General features: G+C 40.9%; 17 protein-coding genes. 5 read left to right on the top strand and 12 right to left on the bottom strand.

Annotated features, from left to right (window positions below):
* On the bottom strand, positions 1-606 hold the full coding sequence (locus tag EHO65_RS04100) for an LIC_11485 family protein (protein ID WP_135772883.1): 606 nt from the start codon (positions 604-606) through the stop codon (positions 1-3).
* A gap of 211 nt (positions 607-817) precedes the next feature.
* Here EHO65_RS04100 and EHO65_RS04095 point away from each other — a divergent pair, with 211 nt between their 5' ends.
* Positions 818-2,536, top strand: a complete 1,719-nt coding sequence (locus EHO65_RS04095; protein WP_135772882.1) for a DUF342 domain-containing protein — start codon at positions 818-820, stop codon at positions 2,534-2,536.
* A 62-nt stretch (positions 2,537-2,598) separates the two neighbouring features.
* Here EHO65_RS04095 and EHO65_RS04090 read toward each other — a convergent pair whose 3' ends face one another.
* The 3 genes from EHO65_RS04090 to xerD form a co-directional block, all read right to left on the bottom strand.
* Positions 2,599-3,003: an LA_2478/LA_2722/LA_4182 family protein gene (locus EHO65_RS04090; protein WP_135772881.1), complete on the bottom strand. Its 405-nt coding sequence runs from the start codon at positions 3,001-3,003 to the stop codon at positions 2,599-2,601.
* 61 nt (positions 3,004-3,064) lie between these two features.
* The gene (locus EHO65_RS04085; RefSeq protein ID WP_135626253.1) at positions 3,065-3,490 is read right to left on the bottom strand and encodes an ATP-binding protein; all 426 of its coding nucleotides are present in this window, start codon (positions 3,488-3,490) and stop codon (positions 3,065-3,067) included.
* 17 nt (positions 3,491-3,507) lie between these two features.
* On the bottom strand, positions 3,508-4,404 hold the full coding sequence (xerD, locus tag EHO65_RS04080) for a site-specific tyrosine recombinase XerD (protein ID WP_040507921.1): 897 nt from the start codon (positions 4,402-4,404) through the stop codon (positions 3,508-3,510).
* Positions 4,405-4,576: 172 nt separating this feature from the next.
* Here xerD and EHO65_RS04075 point away from each other — a divergent pair, with 172 nt between their 5' ends.
* Together EHO65_RS04075 and EHO65_RS04070 are read left to right on the top strand one after the other, a co-directional pair.
* Positions 4,577-5,125, top strand: coding sequence for a tetratricopeptide repeat protein (locus EHO65_RS04075; protein ID WP_135772880.1), 549 nt, complete (start codon positions 4,577-4,579; stop codon positions 5,123-5,125).
* Positions 5,122-6,177, top strand: a complete 1,056-nt coding sequence (locus tag EHO65_RS04070; RefSeq protein WP_135772879.1) for an LA_2486 family SGNH/GDSL-type esterase — start codon at positions 5,122-5,124, stop codon at positions 6,175-6,177. The genes EHO65_RS04075 and EHO65_RS04070 overlap by 4 nt, the downstream gene beginning before the upstream one ends.
* A 164-nt stretch (positions 6,178-6,341) precedes the next feature.
* Here EHO65_RS04070 and EHO65_RS04065 read toward each other — a convergent pair whose 3' ends face one another.
* Both EHO65_RS04065 and EHO65_RS04060 read right to left on the bottom strand, forming a co-directional pair.
* Positions 6,342-7,772 (bottom strand): MBOAT family O-acyltransferase, encoded by a 1,431-nt coding sequence (locus EHO65_RS04065; protein WP_135772878.1) that lies wholly within the window; start codon positions 7,770-7,772, stop codon positions 6,342-6,344.
* Entirely contained in the window at positions 7,762-9,072 is a 1,311-nt protein-coding gene (locus EHO65_RS04060; protein ID WP_135772877.1) for an LA_2490 family SGNH/GDSL-type esterase, read from the bottom strand. The genes EHO65_RS04065 and EHO65_RS04060 overlap by 11 nt, the downstream gene beginning before the upstream one ends.
* Before the next feature lie 170 nt (positions 9,073-9,242).
* Between EHO65_RS04060 and trxB the strand changes: the two genes are divergently transcribed.
* Complete coding sequence (trxB, locus tag EHO65_RS04055; protein WP_135772876.1) at positions 9,243-10,190, top strand: thioredoxin-disulfide reductase; 948 nt, start codon at positions 9,243-9,245, stop codon at positions 10,188-10,190.
* A 17-nt stretch (positions 10,191-10,207) separates the two neighbouring features.
* Here trxB and EHO65_RS04050 read toward each other — a convergent pair whose 3' ends face one another.
* Positions 10,208-10,930 (bottom strand): hypothetical protein, encoded by a 723-nt coding sequence (locus EHO65_RS04050; protein WP_135772875.1) that lies wholly within the window; start codon positions 10,928-10,930, stop codon positions 10,208-10,210.
* A 30-nt stretch (positions 10,931-10,960) separates the two neighbouring features.
* Positions 10,961-11,839: an early set domain-containing protein gene (locus EHO65_RS04045; protein ID WP_135772874.1), complete on the bottom strand. Its 879-nt coding sequence runs from the start codon at positions 11,837-11,839 to the stop codon at positions 10,961-10,963.
* A 122-nt stretch (positions 11,840-11,961) separates the two neighbouring features.
* Between EHO65_RS04045 and EHO65_RS04040 the strand changes: the two genes are divergently transcribed.
* Positions 11,962-15,702 (top strand): tetratricopeptide repeat protein, encoded by a 3,741-nt coding sequence (locus tag EHO65_RS04040; RefSeq protein WP_135772873.1) that lies wholly within the window; start codon positions 11,962-11,964, stop codon positions 15,700-15,702.
* A 42-nt stretch (positions 15,703-15,744) separates the two neighbouring features.
* Here EHO65_RS04040 and EHO65_RS04035 read toward each other — a convergent pair whose 3' ends face one another.
* The 4 genes from EHO65_RS04035 to thiS all read right to left on the bottom strand — a co-directional run bounded on the left by EHO65_RS04035 (position 15,745) and on the right by thiS (position 18,379).
* Positions 15,745-16,260 (bottom strand): hypothetical protein, encoded by a 516-nt coding sequence (locus EHO65_RS04035; RefSeq protein ID WP_135772872.1) that lies wholly within the window; start codon positions 16,258-16,260, stop codon positions 15,745-15,747.
* 338 nt (positions 16,261-16,598) lie between these two features.
* On the bottom strand, positions 16,599-17,429 hold the full coding sequence (locus EHO65_RS04030) for a WecB/TagA/CpsF family glycosyltransferase (protein WP_135772871.1): 831 nt from the start codon (positions 17,427-17,429) through the stop codon (positions 16,599-16,601).
* Positions 17,430-17,502: 73 nt separating this feature from the next.
* A complete protein-coding gene (locus tag EHO65_RS04025; RefSeq protein ID WP_135772870.1) occupies positions 17,503-18,171 on the bottom strand; it encodes a thiamine phosphate synthase in 669 nt (222 codons plus the stop codon).
* Between the two features lie 7 nt (positions 18,172-18,178).
* Positions 18,179-18,379, bottom strand: coding sequence for a sulfur carrier protein ThiS (gene thiS, locus EHO65_RS04020; RefSeq protein ID WP_100724740.1), 201 nt, complete (start codon positions 18,377-18,379; stop codon positions 18,179-18,181).
* Positions 18,380-18,450: the final 71 nt, after the last annotated feature.

The following is an 18,450-nucleotide window of genomic DNA, read 5'->3' as shown; positions in this document are numbered from 1 at the left end:
TCATTCTCCCCTAGGTCTTTGTTCTTTTCTAGGAGGACGGCTCAACCTGGACTCTTCCTTTTCTGCTGGAAGTTCCCTATTAGGCTGCTTAGTGTTAGGTTCCAAACGAGGAGAATCCGAGCCCTTATCACTCGGAGCTAAATCCTCCCGAGCAGGCCTTTCGTTTTCCGTAGGAAAGAAAACCCTAGGATCTCCTTCCTTCATTTTAGAATTACGTATTGTGTCCGACTCTTCCAGCTCAGTTTTAGGGGCAGAAGGGTCCATCTTCGGTTTTTCCAAACCGTATCTTTCGATATCCAAAGAAGAACTTCCCGAGTCCGAGTAAGAAGGATCACTCCATCTTACGTCCTTTCTTTTCCGATTGTATTCCCTTTCTATATCTTCTAAAAATAATGCCTTACGATCCAGTTCCTTGGCCTGATCTTCTTCTCCCGCCAAAGCTAGCCCTTTCTGGAAACTGAACCAGCCTAGAACAACTGCGACCAGGACCGCCAAGCTGAGAGCTGCGGTACCTATCGTCTTTACCACTTTTGGAGGTAGATTTCCCAAAATCTGGTCTATCGATACCCTGATATTGGTTAAAATGGAGAATGGATTGAATGCCATAGTACTACCCTAGGATCATCGGCCGTTTTCGGGGTTTTTCAAGGACATAATTTTTCAAAAAAGGAAGGGTTGTAGTAACTTCGACAGACGAGATCCAGTCTGAAAAATGACAAATTTCGGAGTTTTTCAGTCCTCAAGCATTAAGTCTTTTTACAGGTTTTCGATTGTAAAAAATAGGATGGGACTTACTCTCCAACAACGGCCCCCCAGGATGAGCGACTCGATCCGCAATTTTACCGAATCATTATTAAAAGATCTAGAAGAGAACGAAAACGGATTTTTCAAGGTGGAAAATCTGGACGGCCTCGCCTATCTCACCATCTTCCCCGCAGGAAAAAAAGGAAAGGAAGTAGAATATCGCGAAATTCTAAAACGATTAGAAGTTTTTAAGATTTCCGGGATCGCTGAAGAAGAAGTCAAACGTATCTTAAAGTCCAAAGATTCGGAGCCACATCTGATCGGAAAATGGCCAGGCAAACCGGAAGCTTCCAGCCTGGACCTGAAAATTTCAGAAGATAAAATGACAGTCTATGGGATACTTCATCCGCCAAAATTCGGCGGAAAATTATTAACTAGGGACGAAATACTTTCTCAACTACAAACAGGCGGGATCGTTTTTGGAATTATAGAAGAATCATTAGTCAAACTTTCTCAGGCAGAAGATTACGGAAAAAGAATATTAATCGCCCAAGGAGAATCTCCTATCCCAGGAAAAGACGGAGATATCCGAATCCTGTTCCAACATCCAGGCACGCCTACTCTAGAAGAAGACGAATTCGGAAGAGTAGATTTCAAAAATATTCAGATTATCCAAAGTGTGAAGAAGAATCAAAAACTTGCTGAAAAAGTTTCTCCTTCTCCCGGTAAACCAGGTAAAAACGTAAAAGGAGAAGTTCTTCCATTCGAAGAAGGTAAATTAGCAGAATGGAAATTAGGTCCTAATGTTAAAATTTCCGAAGATGGGAATTTAGTACAATCTCTCATAGATGGCCGGCCTCTTGTAGATCGTTTCGGAGTCATTCGTGTCGATGAGGTTTGTTTACTTGAAAATGTGGACTTCTCCACTGGAAACATAAACTTTCCGGGAACGATCATTGTAGAAGAATCAATCGCTGACGGTTTTACTCTCGAAACGGATGGTTCCATCATAGTTAAAAAATCAGTAGGCAAAGTTTTCCTAAAAGCAAAAGGAGATATCGTTCTTTCCGGAGGATTTATGGGAAGAAACGGCGGAATGATAGAATCGGGTTCCGATATTTATGCAAAATTTATAGAACAAGGAAAGATGATCGCTAAAAATTCAATCTTCATCGAAGAAGCTGCGATGCACTCGGAATTAATAGCGGGAGAATCCGTAGTTGTCAGAGGTGGAAGAGGAGAAATCATCGGAGGCCAATGTGTTGCAGGCAAAATGATCACCTGCACCAAACTCGGAGCAATAGTAGAGACCAGAACAGTACTTAGTTGCGGAATGCCTCCGGAACTTCTTTCAGAATTAGAGGATCTAAAATCAGAAATCCGCAAAAATCAGGATATATTAAAAAAAGTAGATACTAGTATCCAAAAACTAAGCGACGATTCCCAAAGAAGAAGTTTAAGCCCGGAAGAAAAAGACAGCTTACCTAAACTACAAGCAATTCGCCAAAAGTACAGCTCCATCCTGGAAAACTTATTTGCTCAGGAACAATCTGCAATTTTATCCTTCGATCCTGATAAAAATTCATTCATAGAAGTAGAAAGAGAAATTTTCCCAGGTGTAGAAGCTAACTTGGGCAGAAACAAAAAGTTTAGCGTAAAACTAAAAGAAATCCCAGGTCCTTCTTTTTTATACTTAGGAGGAGATGGACAAATCGCTCATTCTAAAGTAAAACCAAAACGACTTGGACTTTTACAGGAAGAACCTTCAGAATCTGAATCTTCGCTAGATTAGAAAATTTTAACCGTTCAAGCGGTTTTACACTAAAGGTAATTTAATTCATTTAAAATTAAATCTCAGTTCCCGTCAGGAAATAATTCCCGGCAAGAAGGGATCCCGCCGGCTTGTTCCATTTCCGAACAAGGAGTTTTTAGAAGATCGTCCATACAACGTTTTACTTTTCCAATCTGTTGGTCGGTTACTTTCTCATAATCGTCAGGGAGAATGGATTGGTTACTTTGTTCGGCCATACATTGGTCTAACGAAGAAAATCCCGACCTGGCCGCGCTCTGTTCTCCGGAAGGAAGTGATTCCAGGTATTGAGCGGAACATTCTAAATTCTTTTTACATAACTCTTTAATATAGTTTTGGCTTAGTTCCTTCACTTCTTCTTTAGATAAAGAAGGTCCCTTTCTGCAGGAAAGAATAAAGATCGAAAATACTAGTATAGAGATGAATTTCATTTGGATCACTGAAAACATATGCTCGGATTATACAGAATAGACGGACAATTCTATTATTCTGCAAGCCGTTCTTTTTTAATTATTTCATTTTTGTGAGAATCAGACGATTCCCTTTTCCGGACTGGTCTATATAAAAATGATCCGTTAGTTTTCTGACCAGATAGAGGCCGATCCCTTCTTCTCTATAATCTCCGGGATCGTATCCTCTGATCTCGGAAATATTTTTTTGAACTCCGAAATCCCTGATCCGGACCTCCATACGATTTTCGAGAACCGTCACTTCTAAAAAGATCGGATAATTCGTTTTTCCAAGATAAGCGTGTTTGATCACATTTAAAAGACATTCCCCCACTGCCAATTTCAGATCGGCAGCATCGTAGAGTGAAAATCCGGATTCTCTTGCTAGGTTATAAACGAAATTCCGCGCTACGGTCACGTAACGCGGATGGGAAGGAACTTGTATCCGAAATTGATTCGAATAGTCGGTTTTTTTGATCTCGGCCAAAATTAGGTCCGGTGAAATTATCCTCTAGGATGGAATTTCTTATGAACTTCCTTCAGAGTTTTATTCGCCATATGAGTGTAGATCTGGGTAGTCGAAATATCGATATGCCCCAAAAGTTCCTGAACCGATTTTAGATCCGCGTGGTTTTCCAACAAGTGGGTCGCGAAAGAGTGTCTCAGAGTGTGAGGAGTCACTTTTTTCTTGATGCTTGTTCTTTTGATATAATGGTTCAGAAGTCTCCAAACGGATTTCCTATTGATGAAAGATCCTTTTTTGGAAACAAACAGATAATCGCAATTTCTGTTTTTCAGAATATAAGGTCTGCTTTGTTTTAAGTAACGATTTAGAATATCCAAAGATTTCTCACCGAATGGAACTAGTCTTTGGCGTCCGCCTTTACCTTCTACAGTCAGGGTCATTCCCGACATATCCATATCAGTTAGTCTTAGGTTGCATGCTTCGGAGATCCTAAGTCCGGAAGAATACAGAAGTTCGAAAATACATTTGTCTCTGAGTTCGTAGAGATTATCCTCTTTGATCACATTGAACAATTCCTCGATCTCTTCTTGTGTCAGATAATCGGGAATGGATCTCATCACCTCAGGAGTTTCAATCTTCTCCGTTGGATTCGAATCCAGCTTCTTTTCGTCTTTTAGAAATTTATAAAATTGGCGGATGGCAACCACTTCGCGAGCGATTGTCTTTGCGGAAATTTTACGATTCCTTTCTTCGTTCAAGAAACGAACTATGTCGTTCGCTTGGACTTCAAGGAAGTCAAGATGTTCCTTCTCGAGGAAGTTCTTAAACTTGTTAAGGTCGTATCCATACGAGTAAATGGAATTGTCGCTCAGACCCTTCTCAACCGAGAGGTATTCTTGAAAATTTTGGAGTAGATTCTTATGAGAAGATGTCACTTTCTTAGTCCCGCTTCCGATTATTACAGTACTAAATCCTTCGGACAAATTCTCCCTCGAGATTGAAACTTTTTTAAGATTGCGGCACGAGGAGGCCCGTAAATTGTACAAATTCGACGGGCTGACATAACAAAAAACTGCCCTTTTTCTTATCCCCTAAGGGAAAAAAACTATGGAAATGAGACAGAAGTTCCGATACGCCATAATTTTGCTTATGTCCCAAATTGCTTTGAATTGTGATTCCTCAGGGGAACTAGCAAGCAAAGCGAGAGAAAAAGAAGCACAAGGCAACACTGCAGAGGCATTATATTATTACGATTTAGCACTTAGAGAAAATCCTGAAAATTTTACAGCGAATAAAAATTTAGGAATTCTTTTAGCAGAAAGCGGAGAAGCACCCGGATCCGCTGCACTCTATTTAGAAAAAGCTCTCAAAAAGGATCCTAAAAATCCTGAGATACTTCTATATCTTTTGGAAATTTATTTATTAGCAGGCTCGAAAGACGAGACTGAAACTGTTTTGAGAGGATTTTCGGAAAGTTGGGACAAGGATAGAGAGAGTCTCGCCAAGTTTTTAAGCTCCTGTATCTTAGATTCCAAAAAGAATGTTTCTGAAAGAAAGCGTTTTGTAGAAAACCGTATCCCTGAATCCAACCCTGCTTCAAAGAGGCTCTTTGCACTTTGTGGAAAAAAACTCTATGAGGAAATCCAAGGCAAATGAGAGAGGTCACCTACGCTCGAAAGATCCGATTTCAGTTTTTATTATATTCGATTTTTCTATTTTTCCTTTTAGAAGTTGCACTTAGACTTCCGTACTTCCCTTCCGTTCAATTCAGATTAGATGATAAAAAACTACATTGCCTCCAAACTTCGGGAAATTTACTTTCCATTCCTTGGATGAGGCTTTGTCCAAACCAAAGTTTGGACCTTTATCATCCAGAAAAGAATATTCAATACCATGTTTCTACGGATTTTAGAGGAGAAAGGATTACCTCTGCGGTTAATGCAACCATCTCTGATCGCGCTAGTTGGAACTCCTACAACAAGGGCATACCGGAAATTTGGGTTTTGGGGGATTCTGTTGCCTTAGGATACTTGGTTAGCGACCAGGAAAGTCTTCCTTGGACTTTGGATTCGATTTTAGAGCAAAGGAATTCCCAGATAAAAGTTAGAAATTTGGGAGTGGATGCACTAGGGAGTTTCGGGATCCAAGAAAGACTAATAGAAGTTTTAAAGGATTCTTCCCCGCCTAAGGCCGCGTATTGGATCTATCATATATCCGATTTTACGGATTCTTACAGAGAACTAGAATTACAAAATTCTGTTAAAAAAAGGATCCTAGTCCGAGTTTCCTATGTTCTTTCTATATTTAGCGCTGTATTCAATACATTCAAAATTGTTTATGAAAAGTACAAGCCTGAATCCGCAGATAATTTAGTAATTCCTTCAAGCGGTTCCGTTTTAGGTCCAGATCATCCACATAGAAAAGCGGCAATTTCTTTATTTGAATTTGTAAAAGAGAAGAAGATCCCACTCATTCTGGTATTTCTTCCAGAGCCGAATGAAAAATACGAGCCCGTGGTGGATTCTGCCCTGGTGAAGGAAGTCCGACAGATCGCGATAGATTCCGGAATTTCCTTGTTGGACCTCCAACAACCGATTTATGATTTCTGGCGGAAGAATAGCAAAGAGATCTTTCTTCCGAAAGACGGACATCCAAATCCTACATTATATCGTTTTATAGCGCAGGAATTAGGAAAAAATATTCGTTAAATACTCCTTCGCGATCTTAGCGCCTTTGCGTGAATCAAAAAGGTATTAGAACATTTTCATTTTCGCACGGAGCTCACAGAGAACACGGAGGGTAAATAGCTCGCCAAAAAGGTCCTACAAGATAACCCCTCAGTGCACTCCGTGATCTCTGTGCGAAATGAATGCTAGAACTGAAAATACAAGAAAGGAGCGCTTACCGTCACACTATATAAGATAAAACAAATAGAGATCAGAATGCCGGAAATCCCATAGACCCAGATTCGATTTTCGAAAAGTTTTTTGGCCCAAGGAGTTTCTTTTTCCATCAGATAGTCTCCGAGCATCAATATAAACACCGTAGAAAGAACGGATAATGGTACCGGCAAGAAATCCCCTTCGACTCCGGAGAACATTCTGCTTACCATTGCCCAACCTACTTGGACACTATTTCCGATACCTTCTACAGGTCTTGCTCGGAAGAAATACATAGAAATCCCGAAGATGGTAAATGGATATGCTACTTTGATAGTACTTGGGATCTTATCCCAATAGTTTTTGATACGCTCAAAAGAAAATGCGAATCTTTCGATCACCATTAAACTTGCATGAACAAATCCCCAAACTACGAAATTCCAATCCGCTCCATGCCAGATCCCACTTACGAATGTAGTAAGGAATAGGTTTAGATAAGTCCTGGAGATCCCTTTTTTATTTCCACCTAAGAAGATATAAACATATTCTTTCAACCAAGAGCTGAATGAAATATGCCAACGTCTCCAAAACTCTGAAACTGTTTCCGAAAGGAATGGTTGTCTGAAGTTTACAGGGATATGAAATCCCATGATCCTTCCGGTTCCGATAGCTACATCCGAATATCCGGAAAAGTCGCAATACATTTGGATGATGTATAAGGAACCTGTGACCGCTAAAGAGAACCAACCGTAATGAAGCGGGTCCGCAAATACCGGATCGATAACTGCTGCAATCGGATCGGCTACAAATGTTTTTTTGAAAAGCCCCCAAGCGAGTTGTCTGATCCCTGGCAGTAGATTTTCTTTTTTGAATGTATATGTATCCAGAAATTGGTGAAGCATGTCCTGGGCGCGGATGATCGGCCCCGCCACCAATTGTGGAAAGAAACTTAAGAATAATCCGAACTGAAATAGGCTTTCCGCGCGTTTCACTTTTTTATGATATACATCCACCGCGTATGCAATCGCCTGCAGTGTGAAGAATGAAATTCCCATCGGAAGCAAAATTCCCGAAGGATACGCATAATATGGCTCGCAAGGAACAAGTCCGAGGATCGTATTCCAAACAGCAAAAGAGAAATCCAGATACTTAAAGAAGTAAAGTAAAGATAGGTTTCCCCAGATGGCTATATTCAGGAAAAATAATTTTCCAAATCTGGATTCCGACTTATCCATCCAAAGTGTACAGAAATAGGTGATTGCGATGGAATAGATAAGTAATAGGATGAATGGAACCCTAAAAACTGCGTAAAAATATAAGCTTGTAACTAATAGCCAAAGTTTTTGGAATCTGGAAGGTACCAGAAAATAAACTATAATAACGATTGGTGCGAAAAATAAATAATGAAGGGAATTAAAGAGCAAGATCGGTCTCCTTCAATTTGGCCTTGAGAGAATCCGCCGCCCAAATATTTCCTCTTTTAGTAAAATGCCCATCTTCCGGAATATAATGATCTAATATTCCGAATTTTTTGCCGTTCTGATCAAAACCGCACATTGATCCTGTTTCTTTTTTGAAACGTAAAACTTTCACTCCTCGTTTTTCGAAAAATGCGGATGCTCGGGTCGCGTAGTTTTCTAAAGGATGGTATTTTCCATTATTATAACAATAGATCTCTTCTATTTGGATAGGAAGAATGACTGGAACCAGTTTAAATCCTCTTTCCTTTGCAAGATCTATCATCTTTTGGTAATATTCTTGTGTGAGTTCAGGTAGAACAGGAAGAGTTTCGAAAGAAGGAACCGAATTCGCACAAGTCACGTGAGAAGGAACCGGTTCGGGGCACATCGCTCCGAATACTGCAGAAGTTGGTGTAATATCAGAATCACAATTAGGTTTTTTAACCTGTCTGAAAAAGGAAGATTCAAAATAAGAAATTATATTTCCGGAAGCCTTTTTAGGTTCGGCAGAAACTTCGTCTCCGTCCAATAAGCGGCATCTATAGAATCCGACCGAGTCAAGCTCCTTGCATACTGAAAGTTTAGTAACTGCAAATGTAACTTGTATCTGTTCGTAAGCGAGTTTAAGCGCTTGAAGTGTATAAGAAATTCTTGTTAAAATAAATTGTAATTTAAAATTTCTGGCATAGTTCGGGTCTTTCTCCCTGATTGCATCCGTTTGGTCGTCAGGCAAAATTCCCTTTTTAGCAAGAGCTTCCGGCATATCGAAATCATTCGGAGAAATAAAGAATAACACTTCTTTTACATTGTCCAATTTCGCTGAAATATCTTTGAGTCTGTAATAAGAACCTCTGGATCCGTAGGCGTCTACTCCTAGGTTTAATGCCTGTCTAACTTCTCCCTTTAATTCGATTCCGTCCAAAAGTTGGCAGAATGTATCGGAGTCACCTACTCCGAATCCCATTACCAAACTATCTCCTAAGCAGAGAAGTTTCGGCTTTCCTGGGATGGGTTCTTCTTTTCCTCTGAGGCCGAGAGAGTTGATGCTGAACTGGCCCTCCCATTTCCCTGCGAAATGGCTGACATACTTAGATTGGCCAGGCTCCAAAGCCACGTAATAATCCGGATGAAAACTGTGGATGAGTTTGAGATCCCTATAGTATTGGAGAGAAGGACTGCGTAATAGAACCAAACCGGCTTCGGTTCCGAGAAAGATTAAGATCAAAAAAACTAGGCCGAAAAACGATTTTTTGGCGAAATCCATGAATACTGGATAGCATTTGGATTCCTACCCGGATGACAAGACAATTCATCTAGGAAAGGGACTGTTGGAATTCCGACTCTTTCTTCTGGAAAAAAAAGATCTACTTTACAATTCCCCAGTCTAAAAATAAAATCAATTTAGAATCATTCTAAATCATTAGAGGAAATGAGATGCCCCATAAAGTAGTCATCATTGGATCCGGTCCTGCGGGTCATACGGCAGCAATTTACGCAGCTAGAGCGAATTTGAACCCAGTTATGTACGAGGGATTTATGGCAGGGGGAATCGCTGCAGGCGGACAACTCACAACCACCACCGAGGTGGAGAATTTCCCAGGCTTTCCGGAAGGGATCGATGGAACCCAACTTACTAATTTGTTCCGTGCTCAGTCCGAAAAATACGGCACTAAAATTATTACCCAAACAATCACCAAAGTGGACTTCTCTAAAAGACCTTTCCGCATTTGGTCAGACGACGAGTTGATTGAAGCCGAGACTGTGATCATCGCAACCGGAGCCACTGCAAAAAGAATGTTTATCCCTGGTGAGGATTCTTACTGGCAAAAAGGAATTTCTGCATGTGCGGTTTGTGACGGTGCACTTCCAATTTACAGAAACAAGGAATTGGCTGTTGTAGGTGGAGGAGATTCCGCAGTAGAAGAAGCGGCTCACCTGACCAAGTTTGCATCCAAAGTCTATTTGATCCACAGAAGAGATTCTTTAAGAGCTTCTAAGATCATGCAAAAAAGAGCAACTACTCATCCTAAGATAGAAATTATTTGGAATACTGCGGTAGAAGGCGCTCAAGGAAATGGGAACCAACTCACTTCCCTTTCTGTGAAAGAATTAACTACGGGAAAAACGAAAGAATTAGCTGTAGGTGGTTTGTTTTACGCGATCGGTCATAAACCGAATACTGAAATTTTCGAAGGCCAATTGGATTTGGATGAAACAGGTTATATCAAAACTGTTCCGGGCACAACTCGCACAAGTGTAGAAGGTGTGTTTGCTGCAGGAGATGTTCAGGACAAAACTTATAGACAAGCGATCACCGCTGCCGGTTCCGGATGTATGGCAGCTCTTGAAGCGGAAAGATGGTTAGAAGCTCAGGAAGAGTAACACTACAGTGATTGCGCCTAAGGGCGCTCTATCATCTGACCTCTTTTTTGAAGAGTATCATAAATATATAATGTAGGAAGGTTCGGCTTCTTTTTATTGGGGCTGGACTCTTCTTCCCTTTTTACGATCATTACTAATTTGTTTTCCGGAGTATCCGGCAGGATCTTTTCCAAATAGAATTTTTTGGGAAGAATCGGCAAAAGTTCATCAGAGTTTGGATCGTATACAAAAACCTTCTTAGAATCCTTTTGGTTTAGATACCCGTCTTTATTAGTATCTTCCGGCATTCCAACGATCACAAATCTTTTTCCGGTTTTTAAGCCTGAGAAAACATCATCAGAGACTTCCCCAGTTTCCGAATCTGAACTCGGTTTTTCCGGTTCTGCTCCGTAAAAATAATCCCAGATATATACGCTCTTATTGAATACCTTACGATTTCTTCCTGTTTGAAGATCTACAAATACAAGGTTTTGGGCATGATTTAGCGTCTTACGAGGACCGAAATTTTCTCTGTCCCTGTTTAGGCCAAGTGGATAGTATAAAAATTTTCCCCAAACTACAGAAGAATGTTCTACCAGATCATCATCCGGTTCCACATATACAGTCTGTATGCTGTTAGATGGATGTTTTGCGAGTTCAATCCCTCGGTCGTATACAAACCAACTTTTTAAAAGGGTAAATACGATCAGGATGATTATGATCCCAATCACAAAATATACGGAGAGACGTAACTTTTCCATAGAACGGATCTAAAGAATCCGTTTTATGCCTTAGGGGTCAATCTTCTTTCTTTCCAAAACTCCGGTTCTGGTAGGAACTAATAATGCGGAAGATATCTCACCTGTGTCTTCTCTTAACACTGTAAGAGGATTATAAGTATCCACTACGATCTTTCCATCTACTAAGAAATTGTATTGATATTCACCAGGTTTTAACTTCTTCACAACCCTGAAGGTTCCATTCCTTTCTTTGATCAAAAAATCGGACTCTGGATCCCAGTGATTAAAATCTCCGATCAGACTTACTGATTCCGCTTGGGGTTGATAAATTCTGAATTCTACGGTTCTAAATTCTTTTTCTTCATAAGGAGAATCTTCCAAGACCCTGGTGCTTGTTTGTTTATTGGGTCCACCTTCCCTGAATGCGATCCTGGATACTAAGGAACCTTCTCCATCTTCTACAGTGTCCGGGTTTTCAGGATCATGTGTGAAGATACCATCCACCTTAAACTTATATTCATAAGCAGGTTTCGGCTCATAGAGTTGGTCTCCATGAATGTCCACTACTCCATAAAAAATTCCCTTATCATTCTTCTGTAAGGAAACACATTGCCAATGACTGAATTCTCCACAAACGCTTACCTCGTCGTTTGCAAGACCCTCGTAACTGAACAAAACTCCGCGGTTTAATAGTTTTCCAGTCTTCAAAGCGGCGAATGTATCCACGAATCGGATGAATCTAGGCGGGACAGCCTTTCTCAAATTTTCCAATTGCCAGAAATAATAAATTTTTTCCTCCGGAAGAGCTTCTTCCCCTTCCTCATAATCCACGGACCGGAAGGCTCCGATCCAGTCTTCCGCCTCTTCCGCAGCAAGGGCGAAGGTCAATATCAAGGTAAGTAAGGCAACCGCCTTGGCTTTATGCACCATAAACCGATTGTCGTAGGTTTTCCCGGAAACCCTAAGCGTATTTCCGGGGCCTGTCCTAGATCCGACATAAGGAAAAAATCTTTGCTCTTTCCGAGACCAGCCGATACTATTGGAAGGACTTTATGGCTGATTATTCAGAACAGGAACTGGATCAGATCCGCTCCATCTTGGATCCGTTGAACAAGAATCCGGAATCCTCCGAAGATTTGAATCCTATGCTTTCCTCGTTCCGCGAGAAGATGGGATACGGCGTTCCTATATCTATCGGGGACGATGATGAGGACCAACCGGAAGAAGGATCCGAAGAAAGTTTCGATCTAGGCGACGATGACGAAGCTCCTACACCTATCCAAAAGCCAAAGCCATTATCCTTCTCTGATGAAGATGATATCGATCTTGATGAATTATTAACTGAGCCTTCTCAAGGGGGCGAACCGAGCGCTGATGCGGGAGAAGATGATCCTTTTGGAGGATTTGACGAAGCTCCTACAGCATCCGACGATTTCGGCGATTTTGCAACTCCAGAGCCAGAATCTGACCCATTTGCGGACTCAGGCCTAGATGATTTCGGGGCACCCTCAGAACCAGAAGAACCTTCTGCGGAGCTGGAAGATTTCGGAGCTCCTACAAGTGAAGAAGATCCATTCGGTGGATTTGATTCTACTCCCGACCTTGATACTCCTTTCGAAACTTCTCCTAACGAAGACTTAGGCTCTACTCCGAGTGCGGATCCATTTGCGGATTCTGATCTTGGAATGGATGATTTCGGAGCTGGAACTTCAGATTCTTCAGATGATCCGTTCGCAGGAATGGGTGGAGAAGAAGCTGGAGGTTCCGGTCTAGAAGATTTTGACGCTCCTTCTTCTTCAGGTGGCGATGATCCATTTGCAGCATTTGATGCTTCTGGAATGGAAGACTCTCCTGGAGACGAATTCGGCTTAGAAGAAGGCGACCCGTTCGGCGCCTCCCCTACATCCGGTGATTCAGATTTCGGGGACTTAGGAGGTTTCGATTCGGAACCTTCCGACTCTGGGGACTTTGGCGGAAATGATTTTGCCGAAGCTCCTACAGATTCAGACCCTTTTGCAGACTTCGCACCTGTTTCAGGTGGCGATCATGATCCATTCTCGGATCTTTCCAGCGCAACTTCCATTCCGGAATCCGATCCATTTGCTGATTTTGCGGCAGAACCTGCTTCCCAAATGGAAATGGAATCTGTCCCGGAATCTTCAGATTTTACAAGTTTCTCACCTGACCTGGATTCAGATTCTGGTGACGAAGATTTGGGAGGAGCCGCGTTCGAAGAAGACTTACGTTCTTTGGGCGGAGAAGATAAGGACGAAATAGATAAGTCCCTCACAGACGAAGAACTCGCGATCATCCAAAGAGAAATACTTCGTTATCCTCCACTTCTACGTAGAACTGTCATTGAATCGATCGTCCAAGATCGTCTCTCTAAAAAGGCCCAAAGAGATCTATTAGAACTTATTAAAATAGAAAGTAGCCCTGAGGATATTGCTGCATTCTTATCATCCGCACTAGGAGTCACAGTTGCTCTTACGGATAGAAGTGGCGCTTATTCTGCAGATGGTGTCCCTATTATTTCTTCCGACCCGATCTATACAAGAGAAGGTGTATTAGAAAGAAGGAAGAAGATCCGTAGGACATTCTTCGCGGCTGCTGCTGCGTTACTGATCGGATTTGGAAGTTATTTCACTTACAAACATATCATTCTTCCTAGGCAAGCTGCTCAGAATTATGAAGCGGGTCTAGAACAGATACGCGAGTTAGGAGCCAAAAGATTCGCAGGAACTTTAGGCGAAGAAGATAGAAAAAAATATCTGATCAGTATTGAAGATTCTTATGATAAAGGATTCGATATTGATCCTTATAATCTTAAATACATGAACCTGTACGGTGTGGAATATAGCCGAGCGGGAGAATACGAACTTTCCTTCCAAAAATTATTCGGTAAGATAGAGCCGGATCTTGGAATGGGAACATTAGATTCTTGGAATAAAAGAGAACAATCTCCTATGGTTCGATTGGCCCAAGGAGAATCCTGGAATGATAAAAAATTAAAAACCAGCGCGGGTGTAAACCAAGGGAAAGAAGGGATAAAATTCCTTTTAGACCAAGAAAAGACCCCAAGAAAAGTATTAATCGCCGGTGCATTCCTCGCAATGAGGCTGAAAGAAAGAACTCATGATAATCAAACCTACAGAAACCTAGGTTGGTTCCATTCTCAGATCATGCCTGATTTCGCTGAGCCGGCTGAAGGTAAAAAAGGAAGATATAAAAACGACGCATTAGCTGTTGATTATTATTCCAAGGTATTCACTGACGGAGAAAGTCCTTATGATGAGGATTCTACCGCGGGTATCGCTAAAATATATTATAATAGAAGAGAATTCGGAAAAGCAGCGTCCTTCTATAATCGAATTGTAGAAGCAAATCCAAAAAGTATCCCTGGCCAAGCGGGTCTTGTTTCCACTTATTTGGAAATGTGGAAAGAAAGTGGGGATCCTCAATTCGTTTTAAACCACCACCGCTTGCTTAGGAATAATCTGGATATGGAGTCGGAACTCCCCTTCTACACTTTGGCAAAACTTGCATCTTTTTATGCTGCTATCGATCCGGAAGAACTTAGGATTAAATATAATATTAATCCAGTAGACCAAGTTTCTGGGATAGAAATAGAAGAAAGTGCAATCCGACTTTTAGATACTATCTACAGAAAGTCCATGGAAGACGAAAGGACTGGGGTTGAGATAGAAGGAAAAGATTACGCAGAAGGTTATTACCAACGCGGACAATATTACCTCTCTCAAAAGGAAAATAGCAATGCCAGAAGGTTCTTCGAAAAAGCGGCAACTTTAGATCCAAAACATTGGTTAGCAGTTTTAGAACTTGCGGAACATTCTATCCGTGTAGGAAATTTTGAAGAAGCAAAAGATCTTTTGAAAGAAGCGGAATCTCGTTATGAAAACAGCGAGCGTTGGTTCGGCTCAAAAGATGAGGACGAAACCTTATTCGAGGGAAATCCTGCTCGTATTCATTTCGATCTAGGAAAGATCAGATATTTATTATCTGCAGGACTTTCAGACAAAGATTCTCTAAAAGAATTCCCTGGAAGAAAAATTTATCCATTCCGTTCCCGTTCGGAATCTGACGGAAAAAGTCTTTCTGTCTTAAAAGAAGAAGAAGAAAAGAGAAATCGTAGGAACGAACTTAGAAATTCACTCCAAGAATTTGCAAAAGTGGATTCTGAAGAACCTAAGTTTGATCTAATCCGTAAATGGAGAAGAGAACTCCCCGGCTCCATGCTAAGAGAAATGAAATTTTTCAAAGGCTGGGTGGAGTATATGGACTCAGACTTCGACAAGTCTTTGGCGGATTGGACAGGCTTTGAAGATAAGGACGAATATTATAATCCTACCCTTCTCATGGCAAAAGGAAACGCATTCTTCTATACGGGTCAGACAAAAACTGCTCTTGGATATTTCCTAAGAGTAAAAGACGATATGGAAGAAAAACTCCCTCAAATGAGTTCTCCTAAAACGGAAGATCCATATCACCAAGAAGTGTATCAAACTCTGACTGCTGCTTACAATAATATTGGCGCTTGTTACGAAACCCTTTCTAAAAAAGCAAACGTTCAAGAATCTGAAAATTATACCGCACAGGCTTTACAAAATTATTGGAAAGCAATAGAAACTGCACGTAAGATCAACGAAGCGAGTGAGATATCACTTGCTAACAAAGATCTTTTATTCAAAAAAGAGGCTCTCAAAAGAGAACCTCTCTTAGAAGATTGGGTTTCACCGACTTTAGATTCGATTAAGGACCTAGTTCGTAAGTAAAACCGCAGAGTTTGTAGAATTTTAGTCCCTGCACGTTAAATTTTAATCTTTCGTACAACGGACCCGAAAGGATACAGTATTCGTAGCTCCACCTCCAAAAGGAGATACTCCACAATTTATGACCTGTAAATCATAGGTTGTAAGAGAATTTTCCATGATACTCGCAGGGCAAGTAGTGGTCGGAAAATACGTTCCAGAAGCAGTATCAATATCCACATGAAAAGGACCAGCTCCTCCAGTCACATTCACTCCGAAATTTACGGAAAAATCCACATTATGGATAAATAATGTAGGCATTTGATCCGCATCGTTCGTAAGAAATCCAATTCCCGTTGCTCCTTCCTTACAGTCCAATTTGTCTGTCAGGACAAAATTGTTCCCACCTACGATCATAGTGACCGTATCCACGTCCGGTTCTGGAAGGCTCGCGAACGAGTTCGCAGCAAGTAGAGCAATGATGCTCTTGTCGTTCCCATCTTTGTTCCCATCACAGCTTACAATATTCGTTACAATTAATGAACTGATGATTAGAATTTGAAAAAGTTTAGATATTCTCATCCGATTTCCTGTTTTGCTAAATTTTCGTTTTCGCTAGTTTCATTTATTTTTCCGTTCATCTGAAAACAGATGCAGTTATGCACCTTTCTCTTTCTCTGAGGAACAATTAGCAAAAGTCATATTTGTATGTTAGGTGGTTAAAATGAGCTTAATCGGAATGAACAATAAAATATGGGGAACTAACGTAAGAAATTTGTATGGAGAATTCGAGAAATAATCTGCAATAAGATAGGATTATTACAGTACACTTTACGAAAATAAATTATTGAACGGAAGTCTATATCACGCAAAAAACTTCAGCGTTCGTCGTGTCTGTGTCTATCTGGGAAACGGTAGATTTACTTTTTCTTTTTTACAAAAAGGGATTTGATAGCTACTATGATAAAGAATCCGAACATTCTGCTCAGACGAATTAGTCTCCAAGGACGGACCATAATTCTCCAAAGCCAAGTTAAACCTTTTAGTTTGAAAACATTCGGAGCTTTTTTCACTTTTCCGGAAAGAATATCCATAGCAGGACCGACTCCGATCACTACTGCATGACCAAAAAATGCGGTATTATTCTCTACCCAGATCTCTTGGTCAGGGAAATCCATTGCAAGAAATATAATATTCGGGCTTGTCTTGCGGATGGATTCTTTTACAAGTAATTCACGTTGTGTGTTCAAGTAACCGGCATGACGTCCTACGATACGAACTCCAGGAAAATGTCTAGAAAGATTGAAGTAAACTTTCTCTACGATTTCTTCCTTTCCGCCTAAAAGAAAAATAGAATAATTTCTAAGCTCACAAAGACGGACCAGATCCATCATAAGTGCGATTGTGGGAATTCTCTCTTTTAATTCTCCACCTAATTTTTTAGCAGCCCATTGTAGACCTGCACCTTCCGCTAGGATCAAGCTAGCTTTTTGCGCGATACGATGTAACTTCTTTCCCTTACGGACAGCCATTGTCTTGATCGGATCTAAAAGGAGAACATGATGGAATTTATCCTTCTCTTCCATGAGATGATAAATTTTTGCCACCGCCTCATCTAGGCTGGCGTTATCAAACGGTACACCTAAAATGGGAGCCTTTTCCAAATCATCCACATTCAGGGTCTGATAATCTAGTAAGTAGTCGCGATCATCCTTTGCAGATAGATGGCGTATTTCCCCTGGCTGTTTCATAGGGATCATCTTATTGGACATAATTTGTGAGTCAATTGAAACTTGGGATTCCGAACCTCCAAAAAACGGTTCGTTACGGATTCTTTATCTCCTTAAGGATACGAATACATTCATAAAACGAATCCCTTTCCGATGCCGAAGCGATCATTGCATATGATAATGGGCCTAACTCTGATAACTCGATAATCTGTTTAGGGCCGATCCCACCGATTGGAGTAACAGGTATTTTAGCAATTTGTAAGGCTTCTTGGAGGCCGGAAAGACCTACTGGAATATCCTTTGTATCTTTGGAATTCGTAGTATATACCGGTCCAAGACCGGTATAGTCCCAAACCCCGGGTTCCAAACCGGTAATATCTTCAGAATTATGACAGGAAGTACCTAGGTATAATCCGCTGGAGCGGACCTTCTTCTTATCCTCTAAGGAAAGAGAAGCATAATCCTCTTTTCCAATATGAAGTCCGAAACATTTCCATTCCAAGGCCTCTTTCCAATAATCGTTCAGTATAATTGGAAAATCGGGGAAGGCATCTATCAGGCTTTTATAAACCTTTCTTAATGTTTCGGGGGTCTCTTTTTTAGCGCGTATCTGATAGAATGGGATCCATTCTCTTTGGTAATTCCAAAGTTCCACGATATGGATCGGGTCCTTGGAAAATTTGGAACAATATTCTATATCTAGGATTGGATAAATGCCGGGTGCTCTCCAGATACTATGTCTGGGTCTAAGTGGGTATTCCAAAAATGATTCAACCTCCTCCTACAAATTTCAGGATCTCGATTTTATCACCTTCTTCTAAGGAAGAATTCTTCCAATGGTCCCTTTTTAGAATCTCTCCATTTCTCTGGATTGCAACCGTTTCCGGTTTTAGTTTTAAAGATTCCAATAGGGAAAATAAGTCCGGAGAAGAAAGTTCCCGGAGAGAGAATTCCTTACCGTTTACGATCATTCCATGCACCTCGGTCTAGATACTTCATTCCTTATGATTCTCCGCTAACGTCGAATGTTTTTTAGTTTACC

The sequence above is a fragment of the Leptospira andrefontaineae genome, from assembly GCF_004770105.1.
GTDB lineage: Bacteria > Spirochaetota > Leptospiria > Leptospirales > Leptospiraceae > Leptospira_B > Leptospira_B andrefontaineae.
Note: the sequence above shows the minus strand (reverse complement) of the source record. Positions and strands in the feature narration are given on the sequence as shown.

What these genes read in the sequence shown, in the direction of transcription:
- EHO65_RS04100 (WP_135772883.1), bottom strand. Translation starts at nt 606, where the DNA reads ATGGCATTCAATCCATTCTCCATTTTAACCAATATCAGGGTATCGATA.
- EHO65_RS04095 (WP_135772882.1), top strand. Translation starts at nt 818, where the DNA reads ATGAGCGACTCGATCCGCAATTTTACCGAATCATTATTAAAAGATCTA.
- EHO65_RS04090 (WP_135772881.1), bottom strand. Translation starts at nt 3,003, where the DNA reads ATGTTTTCAGTGATCCAAATGAAATTCATCTCTATACTAGTATTTTCG.
- EHO65_RS04075 (WP_135772880.1), top strand. Translation starts at nt 4,577, where the DNA reads ATGGAAATGAGACAGAAGTTCCGATACGCCATAATTTTGCTTATGTCC.
- EHO65_RS04070 (WP_135772879.1), top strand. Translation starts at nt 5,122, where the DNA reads ATGAGAGAGGTCACCTACGCTCGAAAGATCCGATTTCAGTTTTTATTA.
- EHO65_RS04060 (WP_135772877.1), bottom strand. Translation starts at nt 9,072, where the DNA reads ATGGATTTCGCCAAAAAATCGTTTTTCGGCCTAGTTTTTTTGATCTTA.
- trxB (WP_135772876.1), top strand. Translation starts at nt 9,243, where the DNA reads ATGCCCCATAAAGTAGTCATCATTGGATCCGGTCCTGCGGGTCATACG.
- EHO65_RS04050 (WP_135772875.1), bottom strand. Translation starts at nt 10,930, where the DNA reads ATGGAAAAGTTACGTCTCTCCGTATATTTTGTGATTGGGATCATAATC.
- EHO65_RS04045 (WP_135772874.1), bottom strand. Translation starts at nt 11,839, where the DNA reads ATGGTGCATAAAGCCAAGGCGGTTGCCTTACTTACCTTGATATTGACC.
- EHO65_RS04040 (WP_135772873.1), top strand. Translation starts at nt 11,962, where the DNA reads ATGGCTGATTATTCAGAACAGGAACTGGATCAGATCCGCTCCATCTTG.
- EHO65_RS04035 (WP_135772872.1), bottom strand. Translation starts at nt 16,260, where the DNA reads ATGAGAATATCTAAACTTTTTCAAATTCTAATCATCAGTTCATTAATT.
- EHO65_RS04030 (WP_135772871.1), bottom strand. Translation starts at nt 17,429, where the DNA reads ATGAAACAGCCAGGGGAAATACGCCATCTATCTGCAAAGGATGATCGC.
- thiS (WP_100724740.1), bottom strand. Translation starts at nt 18,379, where the DNA reads ATGATCGTAAACGGTAAGGAATTCTCTCTCCGGGAACTTTCTTCTCCG.